Genomic DNA, 19,343 nt, shown 5'->3' with positions numbered 1-19,343 from the left:
AAAACACTACGCTGTTTGCGGTCCGGAAATGGTCTTTTTCGCCAATCTCGGCGTCAATCTTCACGTTTGCTTGTGCGGCGACCTGCAGGTCGCCTCCGCGCAAACGCTTGATCTCCTTGATATTGGCGAAAAATCCTCATTTCCGGATGGGAAACCGGGTCGTCCTGGATGATCATTTCCAGAAAAACACTACGCTGTTTGCGGTCCGGAAATGGTCTTTTTCGCCAATCTCGGCGTCAATCTTCACGTTTGCTTGTGCGGCGACCTGCAGGTCGCCTCCGCGCAAACGCTTGATCTCCTTGATATTGGCGAAAAATCCTCATTTCCGGATGGGAAACCGGGTCGTCCTGGATGATCATTTCCAGAAAAACACTACGCTGTTTGCGGTCCGGAAATGGTCTTTTTCGCCAATCTCGGCGTCAATCTTCACGTTTGCTTGTGCGGCGACCTGCAGGTCGCCTCCGCAGGCAGTCCGAATGGCCCGGGGATGCATCCCCGGGCCATTCATTACCTGGACAACATCAAAATTTGTTCAAGGATCAACCGCATGGATCTCGAAGCCTTTCAGCGAAGCCACTCCACTCGGACCGAAGAGGTGCTCATCCGAAACCGCCGCTACCGCCTTCTGCTCCCCAAGACCCTCGATTCCTTCATCGACCCGGATGAACCGATGCAGAATTTTCCGCTCTGGGCAAAGATCTGGGAGGCGTCGCTCGTCCTGGCCGATGCCTTGGCCGGCATATCTCCGGATCCATCGCGGCATATTCTGGAGATCGGGTGCGGTGCGGGGCTTGTGGGGATTGTAGCGGCATCCTTCGGCCACCGTGTCACCATGACGGAGTATAACCCCGATGCGCTCGCGTTTGCCGAAGCGAACGCCGCTTTCAATTTAGCAGATCCCGGCGCCAAACTCAAGATCCAGCGCCTCGACTGGCACCGGCCCGATCTGGAAGGGCCGTTCGACCTGATCGTGGGCTCCGAGGTGGTTTACAGCGAAAAGGATTATGAGCCGCTCGAGCGCCTGTTCAAGACCTGCCTGAGCCCCTGGGGTGAAGTCATCCTGGCCGAGGGGATGCGGCGCACGAGCATGGCCTTCTTCCAGCGCCTTTCCGAATCCTGGACGATCGAGGCGCGCCGCATGACCCTGCGCGCCCAGGAAAAATCGGTGACGATCATCCTTGCGCGCATGCACTCCAAGGTGCATGGCCTATAGAAAGGCGTCCTTCCCCTTGGACTTGATGGCATCGACGATCCTGCGGATATCCTGCGACCGGTCGAGGCGGGCGACCAGAAGGGCATCGGGCGTATCCACCACAAGGATGTCCTCCAGCCCGAGACAGGCTACGATTTTTTTGCCGGCGGCCTGAACGAAGGAACCCCGGCAATCGATCAGGACCGCATCGGCGTCGATGTGGTTGCCATCCGCATCCTGCGAGGCCGATCGCAGCGCATACAGGGAGGCCCAGGACCCGACATCGCTCCAGTCGCAGCGGCACGGGACGACATAGCCCTCCACCCCCGGTTTTTCCATGACGCCGTAATCGAAAGAGATGCCCTCGATGCTCTCGTAAACCTCCTCCAGCCTCCGCGCGAAGTCCTCGCCCCCGAAAGCCCCCTCGAGCCGGGAAAGATTCCGGTGGAGGGCCGGCAGATGCCGCTCGACCTCCCGCAGGATGCTCTCCGCCGTTGCCACGAAGACGCCCGCGTTCCAGTAGTATTCACCGCTCGCCACATAGCGTCTCGCGTGATCGAGGTCCGGTTTCTCGACGAATTCCGCGACCCGGAAAACCCCGTCCACCGGATCGGAAGCGGCCGAGGACTCACGGCGGATATAGCCATATCCTGTGTCCGGCCGATCGGGCACAATCCCGAGCGTGACGATTCCGCCTGAAAGACTCTTGTGGGCTGCGGTGCAGAGGGCATCGAGGAAGGCCTTCTGATCGCCGGTATGGTGGTCGGCGGGGAGAAAGGCGATCGCGCCCTGTACCCCGCGCGAGCGGGCGTAGAGGGCCCCGAGCGCGATGCAAGGCGCCGTGTTCCTGCCCACCGGCTCCCCGATCAGCCGGATCGGCCGGTCGGCGAGGCATGCCTTCGCTTCGGGAAGGTGCCCCTCGCCGAGGATCGCGACCATCCGATCGTCCCCGAGTAGCGGGTTCAGACGGTTGCAGGTCTGGACGAGCAGAGACTCGCCCCCGGTGACAGGCAGAAACTGCTTTGGCTTGCACACCCGGCTCATCGGCCAGAAGCGTGTCCCCGACCCTCCCGCCATCACGACGGCGCATTCGATCACGTTATTGTCCATTGGAACGTCTTTTCTCCTTGACCCATCCTTTTCGGGCCGCAGGCAAGAACTGCGGCATGATTCGAATCAGGTCCGGTAGTCGGCGTTGATGCTGACGTACTTGTGGGTGAAATCGCACGTGCTGACCCGCTCCTCCGCGCGCCCCATATGAAGATCCACCGTAACATCGAAGACCGCCTCGTGCATCCTTTCAGCCGCCCGCGCTTCGGCCTCCACCCCGAGCCCTAATCCGGCTGCGACGATCTGGACATCGTCGATCCAGATGTCCACGCGCTCTTCCTGCATGATGACGCCCGAGCGCCCGAGCGCCGCCATGATCCGCCCCCAATTGGGGTCCTGGCCGTAGAAGGCCGTCTTGACGAGCGGTGAATTGGCCACTGTCTTTGCGGCAAGGATCGCCTGGCCCTCGTCCACGGCTCCCTTCAGGTGGATATGGACCAGCTTGCTGGCCCCCTCGCCGTCGCGTACGATCATCTCCGACAGCTCGCCGAGCACCTCGGTCAATCCTGCGCGGAAGGCGAGTTCACCGCTCTCCCCCAGGGAGCCGTTCCCTGCCAGCCCATTGGCCAGAACCAGCACCGTGTCGTTCGTGCTGGTGTCCCCGTCGACCGTGATCCGGTTGAACGTTTTTTGAACCGCTGCGCGCAGGGCGGATCGGAGCGCCAGGGTTTCGATGCGCAGATCGGTCACTACGAAGCAGAGCATCGTTGCCATGTCCGGCATGATCATCCCGGCGCCTTTGGCCATTCCAAGGATCGTAAAAGGCTTTCCCCCGACTTCTCCCGTAAAGCGGCTAAGCTTCGGGAAAGAATCGGTGGTCATGATCGCCTCGGCCGCCTTCGGGGCCCCGCGGGGATCGAGCCCCTCCACGAGCTCCGGAAGGGCGTTCTCGATGCGCGCCACCGGAAGCACCTGCCCGATCACACCCGTCGAGGCTACGAGGACCTCCTCCGGTTTCACCCCGACTGTGGCCGCGAGAAGCTCGGCGGAGCGCCGGGCGGCATCGAGTCCTTCGCGCCCGGAGCAGGCGTTGGCATTCCCCGCATTGGCGATGATCGCCCGTGCGGCGCCCGTGCGGATCCGCTCCTGGTCGAGTCGGACGGGTGCGGCCTTGACCCGGTTCGTCGTAAACATCCCGGCGGCCGTAGTTGTATCCTGATCGGAAAGGATCAACGCCAGATCGAGCCCAGCCTTCTTCCTCAGCCCGGCGGATACCGCCGAGAATCTGAAGCCCTGCACCATCATGTCATCGTCGTTCATTCCTCTCACCTCTGAAAAATGCACCACCGTGGGGCGTTGCCCCCTCCATCGATTCCGTGTCCGTGCGAATCATTTCAGTCGTTTACTGCTGATGCAGGCGCCCTGGACACCGATTCCGCGTCTATGTGGATCATTCACTTCAACAGGTACGTCAAAGGACACTTCCGGACTGGAAGCTTTGTCGTGCCGGATGCTCATTTCCGAATGGACACGAAGCTAACGTCTCAAAGACCGGCGCCGCAGCATTTCTTGTACTTTTTGCCGCTTCCGCAGGGGCAGGGATCGTTTCGACCCACCTTGGCCGCCTGCCGCCGCACCGTAGCCGGTTTGGAGTTCTCCGCGCTGCCGCCGTGGCTCATCTGGATCTGTCTCTTTTTTTGAAGCTCGGGCTCCGGCTGCCGCCTGACGAACTGCAGCTTGAAGAGCGTCCCAAGGGTCTCCTCCTGGATGCGGTCCATCAATCCTTCAAAGAGCGCAAACCCTTCCTTTTGATATTCGCGCAGGGGATCGAGCTGCCCGTACCCCCTCAGTCCGATCCCCTCTTTCATATGCTCCATGTCCTGGAGATGGTCGACCCAGCGGGTGTCGATGATCTGGAGCATGATCAGACGCTCCAGTCGCTCGAAGTCCTCCGCCCCGAGGAGCTGCCGCCTCTCCTCCAGGGCGGCGCGCGCCTGTTCTTTGATGAGATCGAGCACATCTTCAGGCTTGAGGCTCTCGAACGCCTCCTCCGTCATGTCCTTTTCCGAGATCCTGGGCCGGAAGCCGAAGACCCGGATGATGTGATCGCTCAGCGCCTGGACGTCCCAGTCCTCCGGATGGGCCTTCGGGTCGACGTACTGGTCGACCAGCGCTTCGATCCGCTCCTCCATCATGGTATCGATGATGTCCCCGAGTCCCTCCCCTTTCAGGACGTCCCGGCGCAGGGAGTATATGATCTCCCGCTGCTTGTTCATGACGTCGTCGTATTCGAGGAGATGCTTGCGGATATCGAAGTTGTGGGCTTCCACCTTCTTCTGCGCGTTTTCGATGGCCTTGGAGATCAGACCGTGTTCGATCGGCTCGCCCTCCTCCATGCCGAGCCGCCCCATGATCGACGAGATCCGCTCCGAACCGAAGATCCGCAGGAGGTCGTCCTCGAGGGACAGATAGAAGCGCGAACTGCCGGGGTCGCCCTGCCGCCCGGCCCGTCCGCGGAGTTGGTTGTCGATGCGCCGGCTCTCATGGCGCTCGGTGCCGAGGATGTGGAGCCCGCCGAGCTCCCGCACCCCCTCGCCGAGGACGATGTCGGTTCCACGCCCGGCCATGTTCGTCGAGATGGTGACGGTCTTGGCCTGCCCCGCCTGGGCGATGATCTCCGCCTCCTTCTCGTGGTGCTTGGCGTTCAGAACGGAGTGCGGGATGCCGCCGCGTTTGAGCATCTTGCTCAGCATCTCGGATTTCTCGATCGAGATCGTGCCCACCAGCACCGGCTGGCCCTTTTCATAGAGTTCGCTGATCTCGTCCACGACCGCCTTGAACTTTTCCCGCTCGGTCTTGTAGATCACATCGGCGAAATCCTTCCGGATCATCTTCCGGTTGGTGGGGATCACCGCCACGGAAAGCTTGTAGATGTTCTGAAACTCCGCCGCTTCCGTGTCGGCGGTGCCGGTCATACCGGCGAGCTTTTCGTACATCCGGAAGAAGTTCTGGAAGGTGATCGTCGCAAGGGTCTGGTTTTCGCCCGCGACCGAGACCCCCTCCTTCGCCTCCACGGCCTGGTGCAGGCCGTCGCTCCAGCGCCGCCCCGGCATCATCCGGCCGGTGAACTCGTCCACGATCATGATCTGGTCTTCTTTGATGACGTAGTGGACATCTTTCTCGAAGAGCCAGTAGGCCTTGATCATCTGCTGGGTGGCGTGGAGGAGTTCGGAGGATCGGATGTAATTTTCCTCCATCTCCTTGATACGCTCCACCTTTTCCTGCTCGCTCAGATCCTCTCGTTCCTGGATTGCGCGGCCTTCCTCGTCCATGTCGGGCATAATGAACTCCCCGAGATTTCCGCTGGAGAGGAGTTTGATGCCCTTGTCGGTCAGTTCGACGGCGTTGTTTCGTTCATTGATCATGCAATAAAGGATCTGATCGAGGTCACCGAGCATCTTCTGTGCACTGTAAAGGCTCTCGAGGCGCTCGATCTCCTTCTTGAGTGCGGGCTGATCGGCCAGGATGCCGAGATAAGTCGGATTTTTGGGGTCTCCGCGCTTGATCTGAACCAGGATCTCGATCGTCTTCTCGCTGAGGTCCCCTTCCTCGATCCGCCGGCGCGCCTCGGTGAGCAGTGCGCGGATCTCGGTCCCCTGCTTTTTCTTCAGGTTGATGACGAGGGGCTTCACCTCGTTGTAGATCTTGTTTTCGCTGTGTTCGACGGCCCCGCTGATGATGAGCGGGGTGCGCGCCTCGTCGATCAGGATGCTGTCGACCTCGTCCACGATCGCGTAGTAGTAATCGCGCTGGACCAGGTCCACCGAGTCGAATTTCATGTTGTCGCGCAGGTAGTCGAAGCCGAACTCGTTGTTGGTCCCGTAGGTGATGTCACAGGCATAGGCCTGCTTGCGCTCGGCATCGTTCATACCATGGATGATCACGCCGACCGTCAGCCCCAAAAAGCGGTAGATCCCTGCCATCCACTCGGCATCGCGCCGGGCCAGATAATCGTTCACCGTCACGAGGTGGACGCCCCGGCCGGTAAGCGCGTTCAGGTAAAGGGGAAGCGTTGCGGCGAGGGTCTTCCCTTCACCGGTCTTCATTTCGGCGATCTTGCCTCGGTGCAGGACCACCCCGCCGATCAGCTGTACGTCGAAATGGCGCATGCCGAGGACCCGGACGGAGGCCTCGCGCACGACCGCAAAGGCCTCGGGCAGGATGTCTTCGAGGGTTGCACCCTGGCTCAGACGCTCGCGGAACTCGACGGTCTTTCCGCGCAGTTCCTCGTCGGAGAGCTTCTGGATCGAGGGTTCCAATTCGTTGATGCGGGCTACGATGGGCGCGATGCGCTTCAGTTCGCGTTCGTTCTGACTGCCGAAGATTCCTTTGATGATTTTTCCGAACATGATTTCCTTCCACGCCTCGTGCATGCTGCTTCACGGGTGGCAGAGATACCGGACCGCATTTCCAGAGATTCACAGGTCTTCAGCCCGAGCCCCATTGAACAGAGAGTCCCCGCGCAACCGCCGGTCTGAAGAATAAGGAGAGCATGGGGCAACTTCAACGACCTGTGGCTTATCCGGGGATCCCCCGGAGAAAAGCGATCCAGAAGGGCGTACGGTTTCAGGCGCGGGTTTCGCCGGATGGAGTGGAACCCCGCGCTGAGAACAATCATATATTAAAAGATTTTAGGACGAAAAATGCAAGCACTCATGCGTCCCCGTCCGGAAACAATCGATCCCCGGGGGGCATGGCCTCGGCATCGCCCTGCACAGCTGCCGGGACGGATGCAGCCTGTACCGTGTTCAAAAAGGTCTTTAGCTCGCCCGCGAGGGAGGCGGAGATGCCCGGCACCGCGGCGAGTTCTTCGACCGTCGCCTGCATCAGCGTTTCGATATCCCGAAAATGCGTGAGCAGGGCCTTCTTGCGCGCCTTGCCGATCCCGGGGACCCCGTCCAGGATGGATGCATGCATGCGCCGGGCGAGCAGTTTCTGATGGTGGCCAATCGCGCGGCGGTGAGCCTCGTCGCGGATGTGCATCATCAGGAGCAGAACGGGATGATCGCCGGGAAGCTGGATCGGGTTCTTTCTGCCCGGGACATAGAGCTTGTCCCACCGCTCATGCCGCGCCTCGTCGGGCTTCGCGATCGAGACGGCCTCGGGCGCCCGTGCCTCCGGCCGCGCGCGGGGGCTTCGATCGATCACGGCCCGGACCGCCGCAAGATGGCCCTTGCCCCCATCGACCAGGAAAAGGTCGGGCCAGGGTGTCTTTTCGAGCCGCCGCGACACGAGTTCCCCCATCATAGCGTAGTCGTCGATCCCCTCGACAGCTCTGATGCGGTAGCTCCGGTACCCGGGCCGGTGCGGAATCCCGTCCACGAAGGAGACGATCGTGCCGACCGGGGCCTGCCCCTGAAAGTTCGAGATGTCGAGCCCTTCGATGACGTGCGGAATGCCCTCGAGGGCGAGGACATCCTTCACCGTCATCATGAGGTCCTCGTGCTCCTGTTTCAGACGGGCCTCGAGAACGCTTTCCGCATTGGCCGCCGCCATCTCGATGAGCTTCCGGTTTTCACCGCGCTGAGGCTTGAGGATCCGGACGCGGGTCGAGGCCTCCTGCGAAAGCCAATTTTCGATCGCCTCCCGATCGCCCACGGCCTCGGGGACCAGGATCCGCTTCGGGATGAAGGACTCCTGGGCGTAGAACTGCTTCAGAAAGGCTTCGAGGACCTCCACCCGATCGTCTTCCTTTTCACGGATGAGGTACGGGCGGCTCCCGACCAGAACCCCGTTCCGTATAAAGAGCACGACCATCTGAAAGAGGTGCCCCCGCTCGGCGAGCCCGATCACGTCCTGGTCCTCGAAACGGGTGGACACCACGTGCTGTCGCTCCACCGTCCGCTCGATCGCCACGATCTGATCGCGGAGCTTCGCCGCCTTTTCGAAGTCCAGGGCCGCGGCCGCTTGACGCATCTCCTGTTGGAGCTGTGCCACGAGTTCCGTGCTCCGTCCTTCCAGAAAGAGGCGCACCCGCTCGACGATCCGGCGATATTCGGCTTCATCGACCGGCAGGCAGCAAGGCCCCGGACATCTTCCCATCTGGTAGTTCAGGCAGGGCCTCGTGCGCTTGGGGACCTCGCGGTTCCGGCATTTCCGCAGAAGGAAGACCCGGTCGATCACCCGCAGGGTCTCCCTCACCGCGTTTGCGGAGGAAAACGGGCCGAAGTACCAGGCCCCGTCTTTGCGGGTCTTTCGGACGATGAAGGGCCGCGCGAAGCGCTCCCGCGGATCGAGGCGAACACTCGGGTAGCGCTTGTCGTCCCGCAGGATGATGTTGTAGCGCGGGGCGTGTTTACGGATGAGGCTCGCTTCGAGAATGAAGGCCTCGTTCTCCGTGGCGGTGAGGATGGTGTCGAGCCCCCTGGCCCGCTCCATCAGGTGGGCGGTCTTGCGGGGGAGTTCATCGAGGGTCTTGAAGTAAGAGAGGACGCGTTTGCGGAGGCGTTTCGCCTTGCCGACGTATAGGACACGGCCGCCGGCATCCTTGAAGAGGTAGACGCCGGGCCCGTCCGGCAGGATTTCCTGCAGCCGCTTGGGATCGAGCCCGTCCTGGACGGCCATCTCCTGCTGCGCCATGTTCAGAAGGTGTTCCAGCGGGACGGAAGGTGTTTGATCATAACCACGAGATCGTGCGCCTGCCCGGTGCGGTCCAGCACATAGTCCTTGAGAACCGCCTTCTTCTGGAAATCGAGCTTCCTGACCCCGTCGATAACCGCCATATCCCGGTCCGGCACCAGCCGGATGACCAACGCCCCGAGCCCCATGGAAATCCCGAGATTGATGAGATCGAGGAGCATCCAGGTCCCAAGGCGGCGCTCCCGAAAGGCAGGGTCCACCATGATGCGGATCTTGCCGATATGGCTCTTCGCCCCGAATCGCTTGCGCATCAGGGCGGCATTGCCGATGATCCGCCCTTCGAGACATGCTACGATGGAGACGATGCGCGACGGATCGAGGTGTCTGATCCAGTTCTGGATCACGGCCGGCCGCGTGACATCGTCGTTCAAAAACCAGAGTTCATCCGCGGAAAAATGCCGGAACATCCCCGCAAGCGCCTCCTCGTCGCCTTTCTGAAGGGTGCGCAGTGTGACGCCGGTTCCATCCTTGAGAATGATCTCGTGAGGGTAGCCTTTGAGGGGGTGCTGCCCTGCGCCTCTGGTATCCATGTTCCTTCTCGCCCCCGGGATCCTTTTTGATCTGATTGGCCTCTGCAGGCACCGCATCCTCGTTTTAGGGATAGACACCTGCTAACCTAAATGATAAGGATGCTAACAGTCAAGTTCATTGCCGATGCCGTCGGTCCAGCAAAGGTTGGGAGGCCTTTTGAAACGAAACACCGTCGTCTGCAGATTGGTTGGAACCCTCTTCATGGGTCTCCTGCTTTCAGCCGGCTGCGCTTTACACAAGCCCCTCATGAAGCCCGCAACAGTCAAAGTCCAGGGGAGTGAAGCCGCCTTCAGGGCCGGCGAGATCATCGACCTCGAGACCGGTGCGTCGGTGGACTTCGAGGCCATGATGGGGATACTCCAGGAAAAGGATCTCGTCTTCTTAGGCGAGGTCCACAGCGACCCTGAACACCACCTGATGCAGGTCCAAATCCTTCAGCGATGGGCCGAGGATCAGCCCCATCCCGTGATCGCCATGGAATTCTTTCAGGTGACCCAGCAGGATGCCCTCGACCGCTTCCTTGCCGGCGACCTGGGTGAAGCGGCCTTCCTCGAAGCGGCGCAGTGGGATGCCGAATGGGGATTCCCGTACCACTATTACCGTCCGCTTCTGGACCTGATCCGCGCGAAGCGTGGGCGGATCCTCGCGATCAACGCCCCCCGAGGGATCGTGAAAAAGGTGGCGCGTTCGGGCATCGAAAGCCTCTCGCCGGAAGAAAGGGCGCAGATCGCCTCTGAAATCGACTTCAACCGCGAGGCGCACCGGGAGTACGTCCAGGCCGTCTTTCCGCTCCACCCCGGGCATGGCGGGACGATAGACTTCGAGCGGTTCTACCAGGCTCAGTGCATCTGGGAGGATACGATGGCTGAAAATATCGCACGGTTCAAGCTCGAGAATCCCGGCATCCGGATTGCCGTCTTCGCCGGCAGCGGGCACCTGAGATACGGCTTCGGCATCCCGGAGCGTACGCTCGAGCGCTCGCCTGCCACAGCGGCGGTCGTTCTGCCCTATCCGGCCGAGCCGGACCTGGTCCTGGACCGGGATCTGGCCGATTTCATCTGGCTGAGCCGGTCGGCGCGGGGCGCCTCCGGGAGGCATCCCGGTCATCCTTCCACCGGGCATGCAGGGGGTCTTTCGTGGAAACCATGATCCAGTCTCCCTATGAGGCGCACCATGGCCCTTTCCGGTTCTGCCCGGTCTGCGGCGGGCCTCTCGAACGGAAGCGCCCCAAGGCGAACGAACCGTTCCGGCTGGTGTGCAGCGCCTGCCGTTTCATCCTTTACCAGGACCCCAAACTGGTGGCCTGCACGATCCTCGAAAAAGATGGGCACATCGCCCTGCTGCGGCGGAGCATCCAGCCGGAGAAAGGCAAATGGGTCATGCCCGGAGGCTACGTGGACCGAGGGGAAACAGTGGAGGGGGCGGCCCTCCGGGAGACATTCGAGGAATGCGGGCTTCGAAGCCGAATCGAACGCCTTTTAGGCGCGTATTCCTACGAGGGGCAAGCGAATGTCGTGCTGGTCTTTGCCGCCTCCCCGATCGACGGAGACTTCTACGCCGGGGACGAGACCAGCGAGGTGTGCTGGTTTTCGAGGGAGGAGATCCCCTGGGATAACCTCGCCTTCCAGAGTACCACCGATGCCCTGCGGGATTTTTTGGCCCGCGGGTGCCGCCCTTGAAGGGTCCACGCGCTACGTGCCTTCGGCTGAAAACGCACGCAGAGGCTGGGAGGACCGCCCGCCGAGTGGTTCCGGGAGGGAGGCCCGGCAGCAGGACAACCCAGGGAGCGGTCCTCGAGGCCATTCTCGTCCGGGGGTTGGCACAGCCGATTCCTATGCCCCCAGCCTGAGGGAAGGGGTTTCCACTCCGATTCAACGATAGAACCCAGTGAAGCAAGGAGATTTTTTCCGATATGATCATCACACCCAAGCCATTGGCATCGCTCGGCCCGAAGGAGCGCGCCGCGATCCTCGACCGATCGATGGCCGATATCTCCGCCGTCTACGAAGACATGCGAAGGATCGTGACGGACGTCCGGGACCGGGGAGACGCCGCCCTCCTCGACATGAGCCGGGAGTTCAAATCGGATGTCGAGGCCGCCGATCTAGCGGCCTCCCCCGGCGAGATCGACGCCGCGATCAAAAAGGTCGAACCGAAGGTCATGGACGCGCTGCGCGTCGCGGCAGCGAATATCACCCGCTTTCACGAAGCGCAGCGGGAGCGGGAGATGTGGTCGACCTACGTGGCCAACGGCATCCTCGCCGGGCGGGTCACACGCCCGATCGAGCGGGTGGGCTGCTACATCCCGGGCGGCCGGGCGGCCTACCCGAGTACAACCCTGATGACCATCATCCCGGCACGCGTAGCCGGTGTGGATGAGATCATCGCCACGACCCCTGCCGGACCCAAAATGCAGGTCAACTCCGTGACTCTTGCGGCCGCTCACCTTGCCGGCTGCCGGCGCATCTTCAAGGTCGGCGGGCCCTGGGGGATAGCAGCCATGGCCTTCGGAACGGCGTCGGTCCCGCGGGTCGACAAGATCGTGGGCCCCGGAAACAAATACGTGACGGCCGCCAAGATGCTGGTTTACGGCCGGGTCGATATCGATTCCCCCGCCGGGCCGAGCGAGGCCCTGATCCTCGCAGATGAAAGCGCCGATCCCGAGTTCGTGGCCGTGGACCTGCTCTCGCAGCTCGAACACGATCCCGATTCAGCCGCCCTGCTCGTCACTCCGTCCGCACAACTGGCGGAGCGTGTCGCGCAGAGCATCGAGACGGCCTTCGAGGATCTCCCCCGCAAAGAGATCATCGAGGTTTCGATCCGCCGAAACGGCCGCATCCTCACGACCACCTCGATCGAGGAGGCTATCGCCTTTACGAACGAATACGCCCCCGAGCACCTGCAGATCATGACCCGTGACCCGTTCCTGACCCTGCAGGGGATCCGGCACGCGGGTTCGATCTTCCTCGGGAACTATGCGCCGGTCCCGGTCGGGGACTACGCCTCGGGCACCAATCATGTGCTGCCGACCGGCCAGTGCGCCCGGATGTTTTCGGGGCTTTCCGTGGATGACTTCATCAAGAAGCCCACATTTCAATACCTCAGCAAGGAAGGCCTGGCCGGCCTGAAAGAGACCGTGCTCACCTTGGCGGAGGCCGAAGGGCTGCCGCTGCATGCAAGGGCGGTCCGTGCACGATTCGAACGTCGCACTTGAGGATTTGACACCGCACCTGAATGTGCTTGATTTCTGACCTCTCTGCTGCTAAAAACTTTCGCACCGGAAAGTGTGTAGAGGTAGCCGGCTGCACCTGCTAAACCCAACCTGCATCGGCCGCTTTGGGGTGATGTTCAGGCCCCCGCCCAAGCGGGCGGATCCTCTGCGCAAAGGCCCCTGGACACCCCTTTTGAGCGCTTCCTTGCGGAGGAATGCACCTCGGTACGGAGGGCCTTTCCGGCCCTGCGCCTGCGGAGCCGGACGCATGTGAAGGCAGGCAACGGGAAGACCATCCCCTCCCGCTCGGACAGGGGAAAACCCCGCAACCGGAAAGATCGCGCAACAAAGAACAAGGAGGGTAAGGACATGGCGGATATCAAGGGCTACATTATGCCTGACGAGTTCTACTACAGCGAGGACCACAGCTGGGCCCGCGTCGACGGCGACAAGGTCACCGTGGGCATGACCGATTTTTTCCAGAAGGAAGCCGGAGACATCGTTTTTGTTGACCTTCCGGAAGAGGAAGAGGAAGTCAGCCGGGGAGAGGTCTGCGGCAAGATCCAGTCGCGCAAGTGGATCGGCAAACTGGTCGCCCCGGTCTCTGGTGAGATCATCGAGATCAACGAGGATCTCGAGGAAGACACCAGCCTCATCAACACCGATCCCTACGGCAAAGGTTGGATCCTCGTCATAGAGGCCTCCGCCCTCGCCGATGATTTGGGCAAACTCATGCATGGGGCAAAGGTCGTAGAGTTCATCGAAGGCGAGATCAAACGTGCCGAAGAGGAGAAGGCCAAGGCCTAGGCTGAAAAATGATGGTCCGTTCCTGGCGATTGTTCAAAGAGCTTTCGCGGTCCCTCTCGACAGCGGAGGGACTCGCGATCGATGATACGCTGCCCCAGTCGGTGGCGCACCATCAGTCTCCTCCGATCCTGCATCTGTACACCTTCGTCCCATCGGTGATCGTCGGCAAGTATCAGGATATCGAGGCGGCGCTCAAGCTCGACCGCTGCCGGGCGCGCGGGGTGGAATACAACCGGCGCAGCACCGGCGGCGGCACCGTCATCATGGGGCCGCGCATCCTTGCCCTCGGCCTCGGAATCGACGTCGATTACCCCGGACTCAAGAAGGGGGTTGGAGGGGTTTTCGAGTCCCTGAGCCGGGTGCTTGCGAACGCCGTCGGCTCTTTCGACGTCCCGGCCTATTTCAAGCCGAAGAATGATCTCGAGGTAGGCGGCCGCAAGGTCGCCGGCCTTTCGGCCGCTGCGGATGCGGGGAAAAGCCTTCTTTTCCACACCAGCCTGCTGGTCGATTTCGATGTCGAGCTCATGACCGACATCATGAACACGCCCCTCATCAAGCTGCAGGATAAGGGTTACAACTGCTTCAGCCAGCGAATGACGACCCTCGCGCGCGAAAGCGGGTCCGATCTGTCGATGGCCGAGGTGATGCGCGCCGTCGAAAAGGCCTTCGAGGATGAATTCGGGATCACCTTCCGGCAGGACGAACCGGACGATTGGGAAAAGGAGACGATCGACCGCTTCATCCGAGAGCGATACACCCGGGATGACTGGATCTTTTCACACAAGCACCCTCGCGTCCGCATGGGCGTGGGACAAACCAAGACACCCGGGGGACTCCTCGAGGTTTATCTGTCCCTTTCCGGGGCTGCCATCGAGCAAGTGCTGATCACCGGGGATTTTTTCTCGACATCCGCCGACATCAAGCAACTCGAGGACGCCCTCAAGTGGACCTCCGCCCGGCCCGAGGCCATCGAGGAAAAGCTGGCCGGGGTCTGGCGGGACGACATGATCCACGGCATCGACCTGCCGACGCTCACCGCTGCCATCCTGAAGGCCAAAGACCACCAGGTGCGGCTTTGAGCACCCGATAGACAATCGTAAAAATTACTTATCCACTTTAAGCTATCTATGTAATGGTATGAAAAAAGAAGAAAGTCCAGCCGTTGCCAAGATGAGCCAAGCCACGGCGATTTCCCTCGATCTCATTCGCGGACGAATGTATCGCGGGGCGGTCAACCGCTGCGTGAATCTTCTGGTGCATTACCCCGAGGGCTGCGCAGCGAACTGCGCCTATTGCGGGCTTGCGAAAAAGCGCCCCGGCAGCTACCGCGAGAAAAGCTTCATTCACGTCGCGTGGCCCGTGTTCCCCATGGACGAGATCATTGCGGCGATCAACCGCGCTCCCCGCTTCGTACAGCGCACCTGCATTTCCATGATCACCAACGGCAAATGCACCCGCGCAACGATCGAGATGACGGAGCACCTCAGTCGCGAAACCGCCCTGCCCATCTCGATTCTGATCAGCCCAACGATCATGAAGGAGGAGGATTACAGCCGCATGTGCAAGGCGGGCGCCGACAAGATCGGCATCGCCATCGATCTCGCCACGCCCGAGCTGTTCGACCGCTACCGCGGCAAGGCCGTCTCCGGCCCCCATCGCTGGGAAACCTATTGGCGAGCCCTCGATCAGGCCCTGGCCGTCTTCGGCCCGCTGAACGTCGGCGCCCATCTGATGGTGGGCATGGGCGAGACCGAGGAGGAGATGGTCTCCCTCATGGATCGCCTCTGGCGAAAAGGCGTCGTGAGCCACCTCTTTTCCTTCTTTGCCGAGGAAGGCTCCGCTCTGGGCAACCGCCCGCAACCGCCCTGGGACACCTATCTCAGGGTCCAGCTCGCGCGTTATCTGATCGAAAACGAGCTGAGCAGCCACGACCGGATGCGCTTTTCTACATCAGCACAGATCACGGATTTCGGCGTCTCTCCAGATGAGCGTGACCGTGTCATTTCGCTCGGCACACCCTTCATGACGACCGGCTGCCTCGGCCCCGACGGCGAGGTTGCCTGCAACCGCCCCTTCGGGAACTGCCTGCCCGACGAGCGCCAGTGGAACTACCCCTATCCGCCGAATACCGAAGAACTGGCGCTTATCCGCGGGGCCCTCGTTCCCGACAGCGCGATCCCCGAGCGCAAATGTGTAGCCGCCCAAGGGGCTGGCTGATGCCCTTGCCCCGGCTTCTTCTCTCCATCGCCTCCTGAAGCCCCAGACAGGCCCGCAAATGCCTCGCTTCTTCCAAAAAACTTTTGACATATCGCCGGGGACTTGCTAAATTAAATTTTTCATTGGGCCGTTAGCTCAGTTTGGTAGAGCAGCGGACTTTTAATCCGTTGGTCGTGAGTTCGATCCTCGCACGGCCCACCAAGTGAAAACAAGGACTTAGGGAAACCCTCTAAGTCCTTTTTTGTTTTCCTGTCGATTCTATCCCGACCTTTTTCCTTACACTTAGCAATTTAGCGCATTTCTGTGTTTGGATGGGCGCCGGCAGGCCGGCACGTAATGCCGGTAATCCTGTCTGTTGTGAAGTCAAAGACAGTTTGGGATTCGAATCCACTTCTGATCGTTACTTTCCTCTGTTCCATTACCCTGCCGACAACCGCAGCATGAATGAACCTTTCCCGGAAGAGATCAATGACCGACTGGGAGTTTTCGGGTTTAACAGAAAGGATGAATCCAAAGCTTTGAAACGAGACCAGCCAGTCAAGAAGATCGAGTTCCGGTGGGCAGGGGATCGCATCCAGGTCGATATTCGCACCCCTTCCCGAGTTTTCCATCATGATGGAGAGAGTTCCCAAAAGCCCGGCATTGCTCACATCCTTGCAGGTCTGGGACCACCCATTCTCGGCGATGATCGGAAGAACCTCCAATCGACGGATCAATTCTTCTGACGTCTTTCCCGAGTTGGCATCCCAGCTTACCACAGAATAGCACCCCACTTGGCCGTTGAGATCTGCTGCAAAGATCAGGTCATCCCCGGGGGATGCCAGGTGGCTGCGGAGAAGCTTGTTTGCATAGCCCAAGATAGCAACCGAAAGAGAGGGCGCCTCCGAGGAGGCGTCGGGATGGAGGTGGCCCCCAACCATAGGCACCTGAAGCTTTTCACATCCCTTGCGAATCCCGTCGATGACCTTTGAACGGTGCGCATCGTCGCCGCTGGCCAAGACATTCACCATGGCAAGGGGCCTCCCCCCCATTGCATAGATGTCATTAACCGTTACCATCACGGATGCTTTGCCGGCAGCATAGGGTTCATTCACAAGCAGTCGGGTCATCATGCCGTCGGCGGCCAGCAACAGATAACCGTCCATCCAGTGGATCACTGCGGCATCATCTCCGTAGTTAGGCAGATGGTGATCAAGCTGGGTCCCCTGAATCAGTTTTGCATAGACCTCTTCAATCGGTCTTTTTCGCAAAAGCCCGATGTAATTCCTTGTATCACTAATTAGTCGTGATAGATTTCGCATCATAATACTCGTGGGCTCCATAGATTTTGAAATAACTCATACGATTTATCACAATTATCTTATCAATCAGATTTTAAATCATATCTTCCATTGAATAGTTGCGCATGATCAATGCACAATCATTGATCATCGAGGTCTGCCTCCATGATTTGATGTACTCTCCCAAAGTGGAGTGTGGGATTTTCAACACTTCTCCATCCTAATCGTGAAAAAAAAGGAACGTTTTCCTCCTGAATGAAGGCTGTAAACCGGGTACACCCTTCTTTTTTAATAGTTGCCACAGCTTTCCGTACCAGGAGCTCTCCGGCGCCGAAGGCTCGATACCCTTTTTTGACTGCCAGTCTCCCGCCGATCCAATGCTCATTCCCGTCGCCATTGCAAAAAACCCTAACCGTCCCAACCACTTCCTGACCGTGCTTCACCACCAGATGGATGCTGTGAGGATCGTTTGCGTCTGTATCGGAGTCCTCAAAGATCTTTTGCTCATCTACAAAAACCTGCTTCCGGATCTCAAAGGCCTGGTTCAACTCAAGAGATGTCCTCGCCCGGTGACAGGTGAGGGCGGGCTCGGCACGTTCATATAAGGGAAGCGCTGAGCAGGCACCACACCTGACGCACCCTGCCAGAGATCGGCCTGCAGAAAGGCCGGCCCGCTCCAATATCGCCGCCGCTTTTTCGTAAATATCAGTCATGATGGTTGGATCTGGGGGAATCGCATCTTCCATCAATGATCCTGGGATAGGGCGGAGTGGAACAACAAATGGATAGACGCCAAGATCTGCAAGATATTCACAGCCAAACAGGATGGATTCGGGTCTTTCACCCAGGCCGGCGATCACGAAACTGCTGACCTGATTCGGCCCAAAGATCTCTACTGCTGCTTTCCATGCCTCATCATATCCCCTTAAACCGATTGCCGCCTTCACAGGCGCGATTCTGGAGAGGGTCTGCATATCAAAGCATTCGATATGAATGCCGACGGTGTCTACCCCTGAACGCTTTAGATCATGGAGTTTTGTTAAGTCGACAGGCGGAAGAAATTGGGCATGGATCGGGAGGCCAGTGGCCTTTTTGATGGCCGAGGACGCATCAGCCAAAACAGTAAGCTCGGCATCTCGGGGTCGCGCTGCTCCAGTAGTCAGAACCACGTGTTTGACTCCGTCCAGAGTCTTTGCAAGAGAAGCTGTATCCGCGAGTTGTGAAGGCGTTTTCAAAGCAATCGTCTGCTGATTCTTCAATGAAAGTTCGATTCCGCAGAAGCGGCAACGGCTCTCTGATTCCCAGTAGACACAGGTCTGCAGCACCGATGTAGCCAGACAGTCCTTTCCATGAAGAAGGGCAATCTTTGAACATGGGGTCCCATCCCCAGCGGTTTGATCATAAAACTGTGGTCGAGATATCATCTCCAGCGGGAGGAGATCCCGGCCATCCTTGCACAAAAAAAAACTCTTTTCCTCCGCCCTGAGGGAATACGGAGAATCCGATACATAAGGACTAGCCGTCGGCACGGATACCGCCTTCCCATCGATCAAAAACGTCCCCGCGTCCGCGGGGCCAGCCCCACCTTGTCTATGTAGCAAACCCTTTCCGAGTTGTACCCCAAGGCTCTGAATCTGAGTTACGATATGGGCGCTCATATAACCAGGTCCTCCTGTCTTCGAGCAAAGCTCCGCCTCACTCAGTCAAGCAGCCGAGACCATCACGACATCTCCCTCGTGTTCTTCAATCCCGCAGGCTCCTCCAAATACATCTCTTATCTAGTTTCCATCCGGAAATGGTCTTTTTGGCCAATCTCGGCGTCAATCTGCACGTTTGCTTGTGCGGCGACCTACAGGTCGCCTCCGCGCAAGCGCTTGATTTCCTTGATATTGGCCAAAAATCCTCATTTCCGGATTGGAAACTGGGTTGTACCGGGAAATCATTTCCGGATGGAGACTATCTAGATTCCATCCGGAAATGGTCTTTTTGGCCAATCTCGGCGTCAATCTGCACATTTGCTTGTGCGGCGAACACCAGGTCGCCTCCGCGCAAACGCTTGATTTCCTTGATATTGGCAAAAAATCCTCATTTCCGGATTGGAAACTGGGTTGTACCGGGAAATCACTTCCGGATGGACACTACCTAATGTCAGCCCAATCCCTGCACCCCTCAACGCTGATCACATCTTATAGCATCATGATGACATAAACGTTCCGATTCGAGACCTCCGGATCAGATGCGGGCATCGAACTAAAACCCGCAGGAAAAATGATGCTTTATGATAAATCTGAGTTGCAAAAGCATTTGTCCTCAAACAGGCAAGCGGGGTATGGTCGCGATTTATATGCAAAATTAC

At 59.5% G+C, this 19,343-nt stretch carries 17 protein-coding genes and 1 tRNA gene; 11 read left to right on the top strand and 7 right to left on the bottom strand.

Annotated elements, in window-relative coordinates; genetic code table 11:
- Nucleotides 1-28 precede the first annotated feature (28 nt).
- The 3 genes from ACZ500_RS05415 to ACZ500_RS05405 are packed head-to-tail and all read left to right on the top strand — an operon-like array spanning nucleotide 29 to nucleotide 1,213.
- Nucleotides 29-172 (top strand): hypothetical protein, encoded by a 144-nt coding sequence (locus ACZ500_RS05415; RefSeq protein WP_464231495.1) that lies wholly within the window; start codon nucleotides 29-31, stop codon nucleotides 170-172.
- Nucleotides 173-211: 39 nt separating this feature from the next.
- Nucleotides 212-355 carry a hypothetical protein gene (locus ACZ500_RS05410; protein ID WP_464231495.1) on the top strand — a complete coding sequence of 48 codons (144 nt, stop codon included), beginning with the start codon at nucleotides 212-214 and terminating at the stop codon, nucleotides 353-355.
- 39 nt (nucleotides 356-394) lie between these two features.
- A complete protein-coding gene (locus ACZ500_RS05405) occupies nucleotides 395-1,213 on the top strand; it encodes a class I SAM-dependent methyltransferase (RefSeq protein ID WP_464231494.1) in 819 nt (272 codons plus the stop codon).
- On the opposite strand, the gene ACZ500_RS05400 is transcribed toward ACZ500_RS05405, so the two are convergent.
- From ACZ500_RS05400 to ACZ500_RS05380, 5 genes are all read right to left on the bottom strand, one after another.
- Nucleotides 1,208-2,302, bottom strand: a complete 1,095-nt coding sequence (locus ACZ500_RS05400; protein ID WP_464231493.1) for a mannose-1-phosphate guanylyltransferase — start codon at nucleotides 2,300-2,302, stop codon at nucleotides 1,208-1,210. The two genes, ACZ500_RS05405 and ACZ500_RS05400, sit on opposite strands and share 6 nt — an antisense overlap.
- 66 nt (nucleotides 2,303-2,368) lie before the next feature.
- Entirely contained in the window at nucleotides 2,369-3,547 is a 1,179-nt protein-coding gene (gene argJ, locus ACZ500_RS05395) for a bifunctional glutamate N-acetyltransferase/amino-acid acetyltransferase ArgJ (protein WP_464233002.1), read from the bottom strand.
- 239 nt (nucleotides 3,548-3,786) lie between these two features.
- Nucleotides 3,787-6,675, bottom strand: coding sequence for a preprotein translocase subunit SecA (gene secA / locus ACZ500_RS05390; RefSeq protein ID WP_464231492.1), 2,889 nt, complete (start codon nucleotides 6,673-6,675; stop codon nucleotides 3,787-3,789).
- Between the two features lie 280 nt (nucleotides 6,676-6,955).
- Nucleotides 6,956-8,881, bottom strand: a complete 1,926-nt coding sequence (uvrC, locus tag ACZ500_RS05385; protein ID WP_464231491.1) for an excinuclease ABC subunit UvrC — start codon at nucleotides 8,879-8,881, stop codon at nucleotides 6,956-6,958.
- Nucleotides 8,882-8,883: 2 nt separating this feature from the next.
- A complete protein-coding gene (locus ACZ500_RS05380; RefSeq protein ID WP_464231490.1) occupies nucleotides 8,884-9,471 on the bottom strand; it encodes an N-acetyltransferase family protein in 588 nt (195 codons plus the stop codon).
- Between the two features lie 157 nt (nucleotides 9,472-9,628).
- On the opposite strand from ACZ500_RS05380, the gene ACZ500_RS05375 reads away from it, so the two are divergent.
- The 7 genes from ACZ500_RS05375 (at nucleotide 9,629) to ACZ500_RS05345 (ending at nucleotide 15,908) form a co-directional block, all read left to right on the top strand.
- Nucleotides 9,629-10,621 (top strand): ChaN family lipoprotein, encoded by a 993-nt coding sequence (locus ACZ500_RS05375; protein ID WP_464231489.1) that lies wholly within the window; start codon nucleotides 9,629-9,631, stop codon nucleotides 10,619-10,621.
- Nucleotides 10,618-11,151, top strand: coding sequence for an NUDIX hydrolase (locus ACZ500_RS05370; protein WP_464233001.1), 534 nt, complete (start codon nucleotides 10,618-10,620; stop codon nucleotides 11,149-11,151). The genes ACZ500_RS05375 and ACZ500_RS05370 overlap by 4 nt, the downstream gene beginning before the upstream one ends.
- A gap of 233 nt (nucleotides 11,152-11,384) precedes the next feature.
- Entirely contained in the window at nucleotides 11,385-12,686 is a 1,302-nt protein-coding gene (hisD, locus tag ACZ500_RS05365) for a histidinol dehydrogenase (protein WP_464231488.1), read from the top strand.
- Between the two features lie 366 nt (nucleotides 12,687-13,052).
- On the top strand, nucleotides 13,053-13,490 hold the full coding sequence (gcvH, locus tag ACZ500_RS05360; protein WP_464231487.1) for a glycine cleavage system protein GcvH: 438 nt from the start codon (nucleotides 13,053-13,055) through the stop codon (nucleotides 13,488-13,490).
- Nucleotides 13,491-13,498: 8 nt separating this feature from the next.
- The gene (locus tag ACZ500_RS05355; protein WP_464231486.1) at nucleotides 13,499-14,569 is read left to right on the top strand and encodes a lipoate--protein ligase; all 1,071 of its coding nucleotides are present in this window, start codon (nucleotides 13,499-13,501) and stop codon (nucleotides 14,567-14,569) included.
- A gap of 91 nt (nucleotides 14,570-14,660) precedes the next feature.
- Nucleotides 14,661-15,707, top strand: coding sequence for a radical SAM protein (locus tag ACZ500_RS05350; RefSeq protein WP_464231485.1), 1,047 nt, complete (start codon nucleotides 14,661-14,663; stop codon nucleotides 15,705-15,707).
- Between the two features lie 124 nt (nucleotides 15,708-15,831).
- A tRNA-Lys gene (locus ACZ500_RS05345) sits at nucleotides 15,832-15,908 on the top strand.
- An 89-nt stretch (nucleotides 15,909-15,997) separates the two neighbouring features.
- Here the strand turns inward: ACZ500_RS05345 and ACZ500_RS05340 are convergent.
- Nucleotides 15,998-17,011 (bottom strand): AIR synthase related protein, encoded by a 1,014-nt coding sequence (locus tag ACZ500_RS05340; protein WP_464231484.1) that lies wholly within the window; start codon nucleotides 17,009-17,011, stop codon nucleotides 15,998-16,000.
- Nucleotides 17,012-17,127: 116 nt separating this feature from the next.
- On the bottom strand, nucleotides 17,128-18,645 hold the full coding sequence (locus tag ACZ500_RS05335) for an MSMEG_0568 family radical SAM protein (protein ID WP_464231483.1): 1,518 nt from the start codon (nucleotides 18,643-18,645) through the stop codon (nucleotides 17,128-17,130).
- 137 nt (nucleotides 18,646-18,782) lie between these two features.
- On the opposite strand from ACZ500_RS05335, the gene ACZ500_RS05330 reads away from it, so the two are divergent.
- Nucleotides 18,783-19,133: a hypothetical protein gene (locus ACZ500_RS05330; protein ID WP_464231482.1), complete on the top strand. Its 351-nt coding sequence runs from the start codon at nucleotides 18,783-18,785 to the stop codon at nucleotides 19,131-19,133.
- Nucleotides 19,134-19,343: the final 210 nt, after the last annotated feature.

Source organism: Desulfatiglans parachlorophenolica (assembly GCF_055394735.1).
Note: the sequence above shows the minus strand (reverse complement) of the source record. Positions and strands in the feature narration are given on the sequence as shown.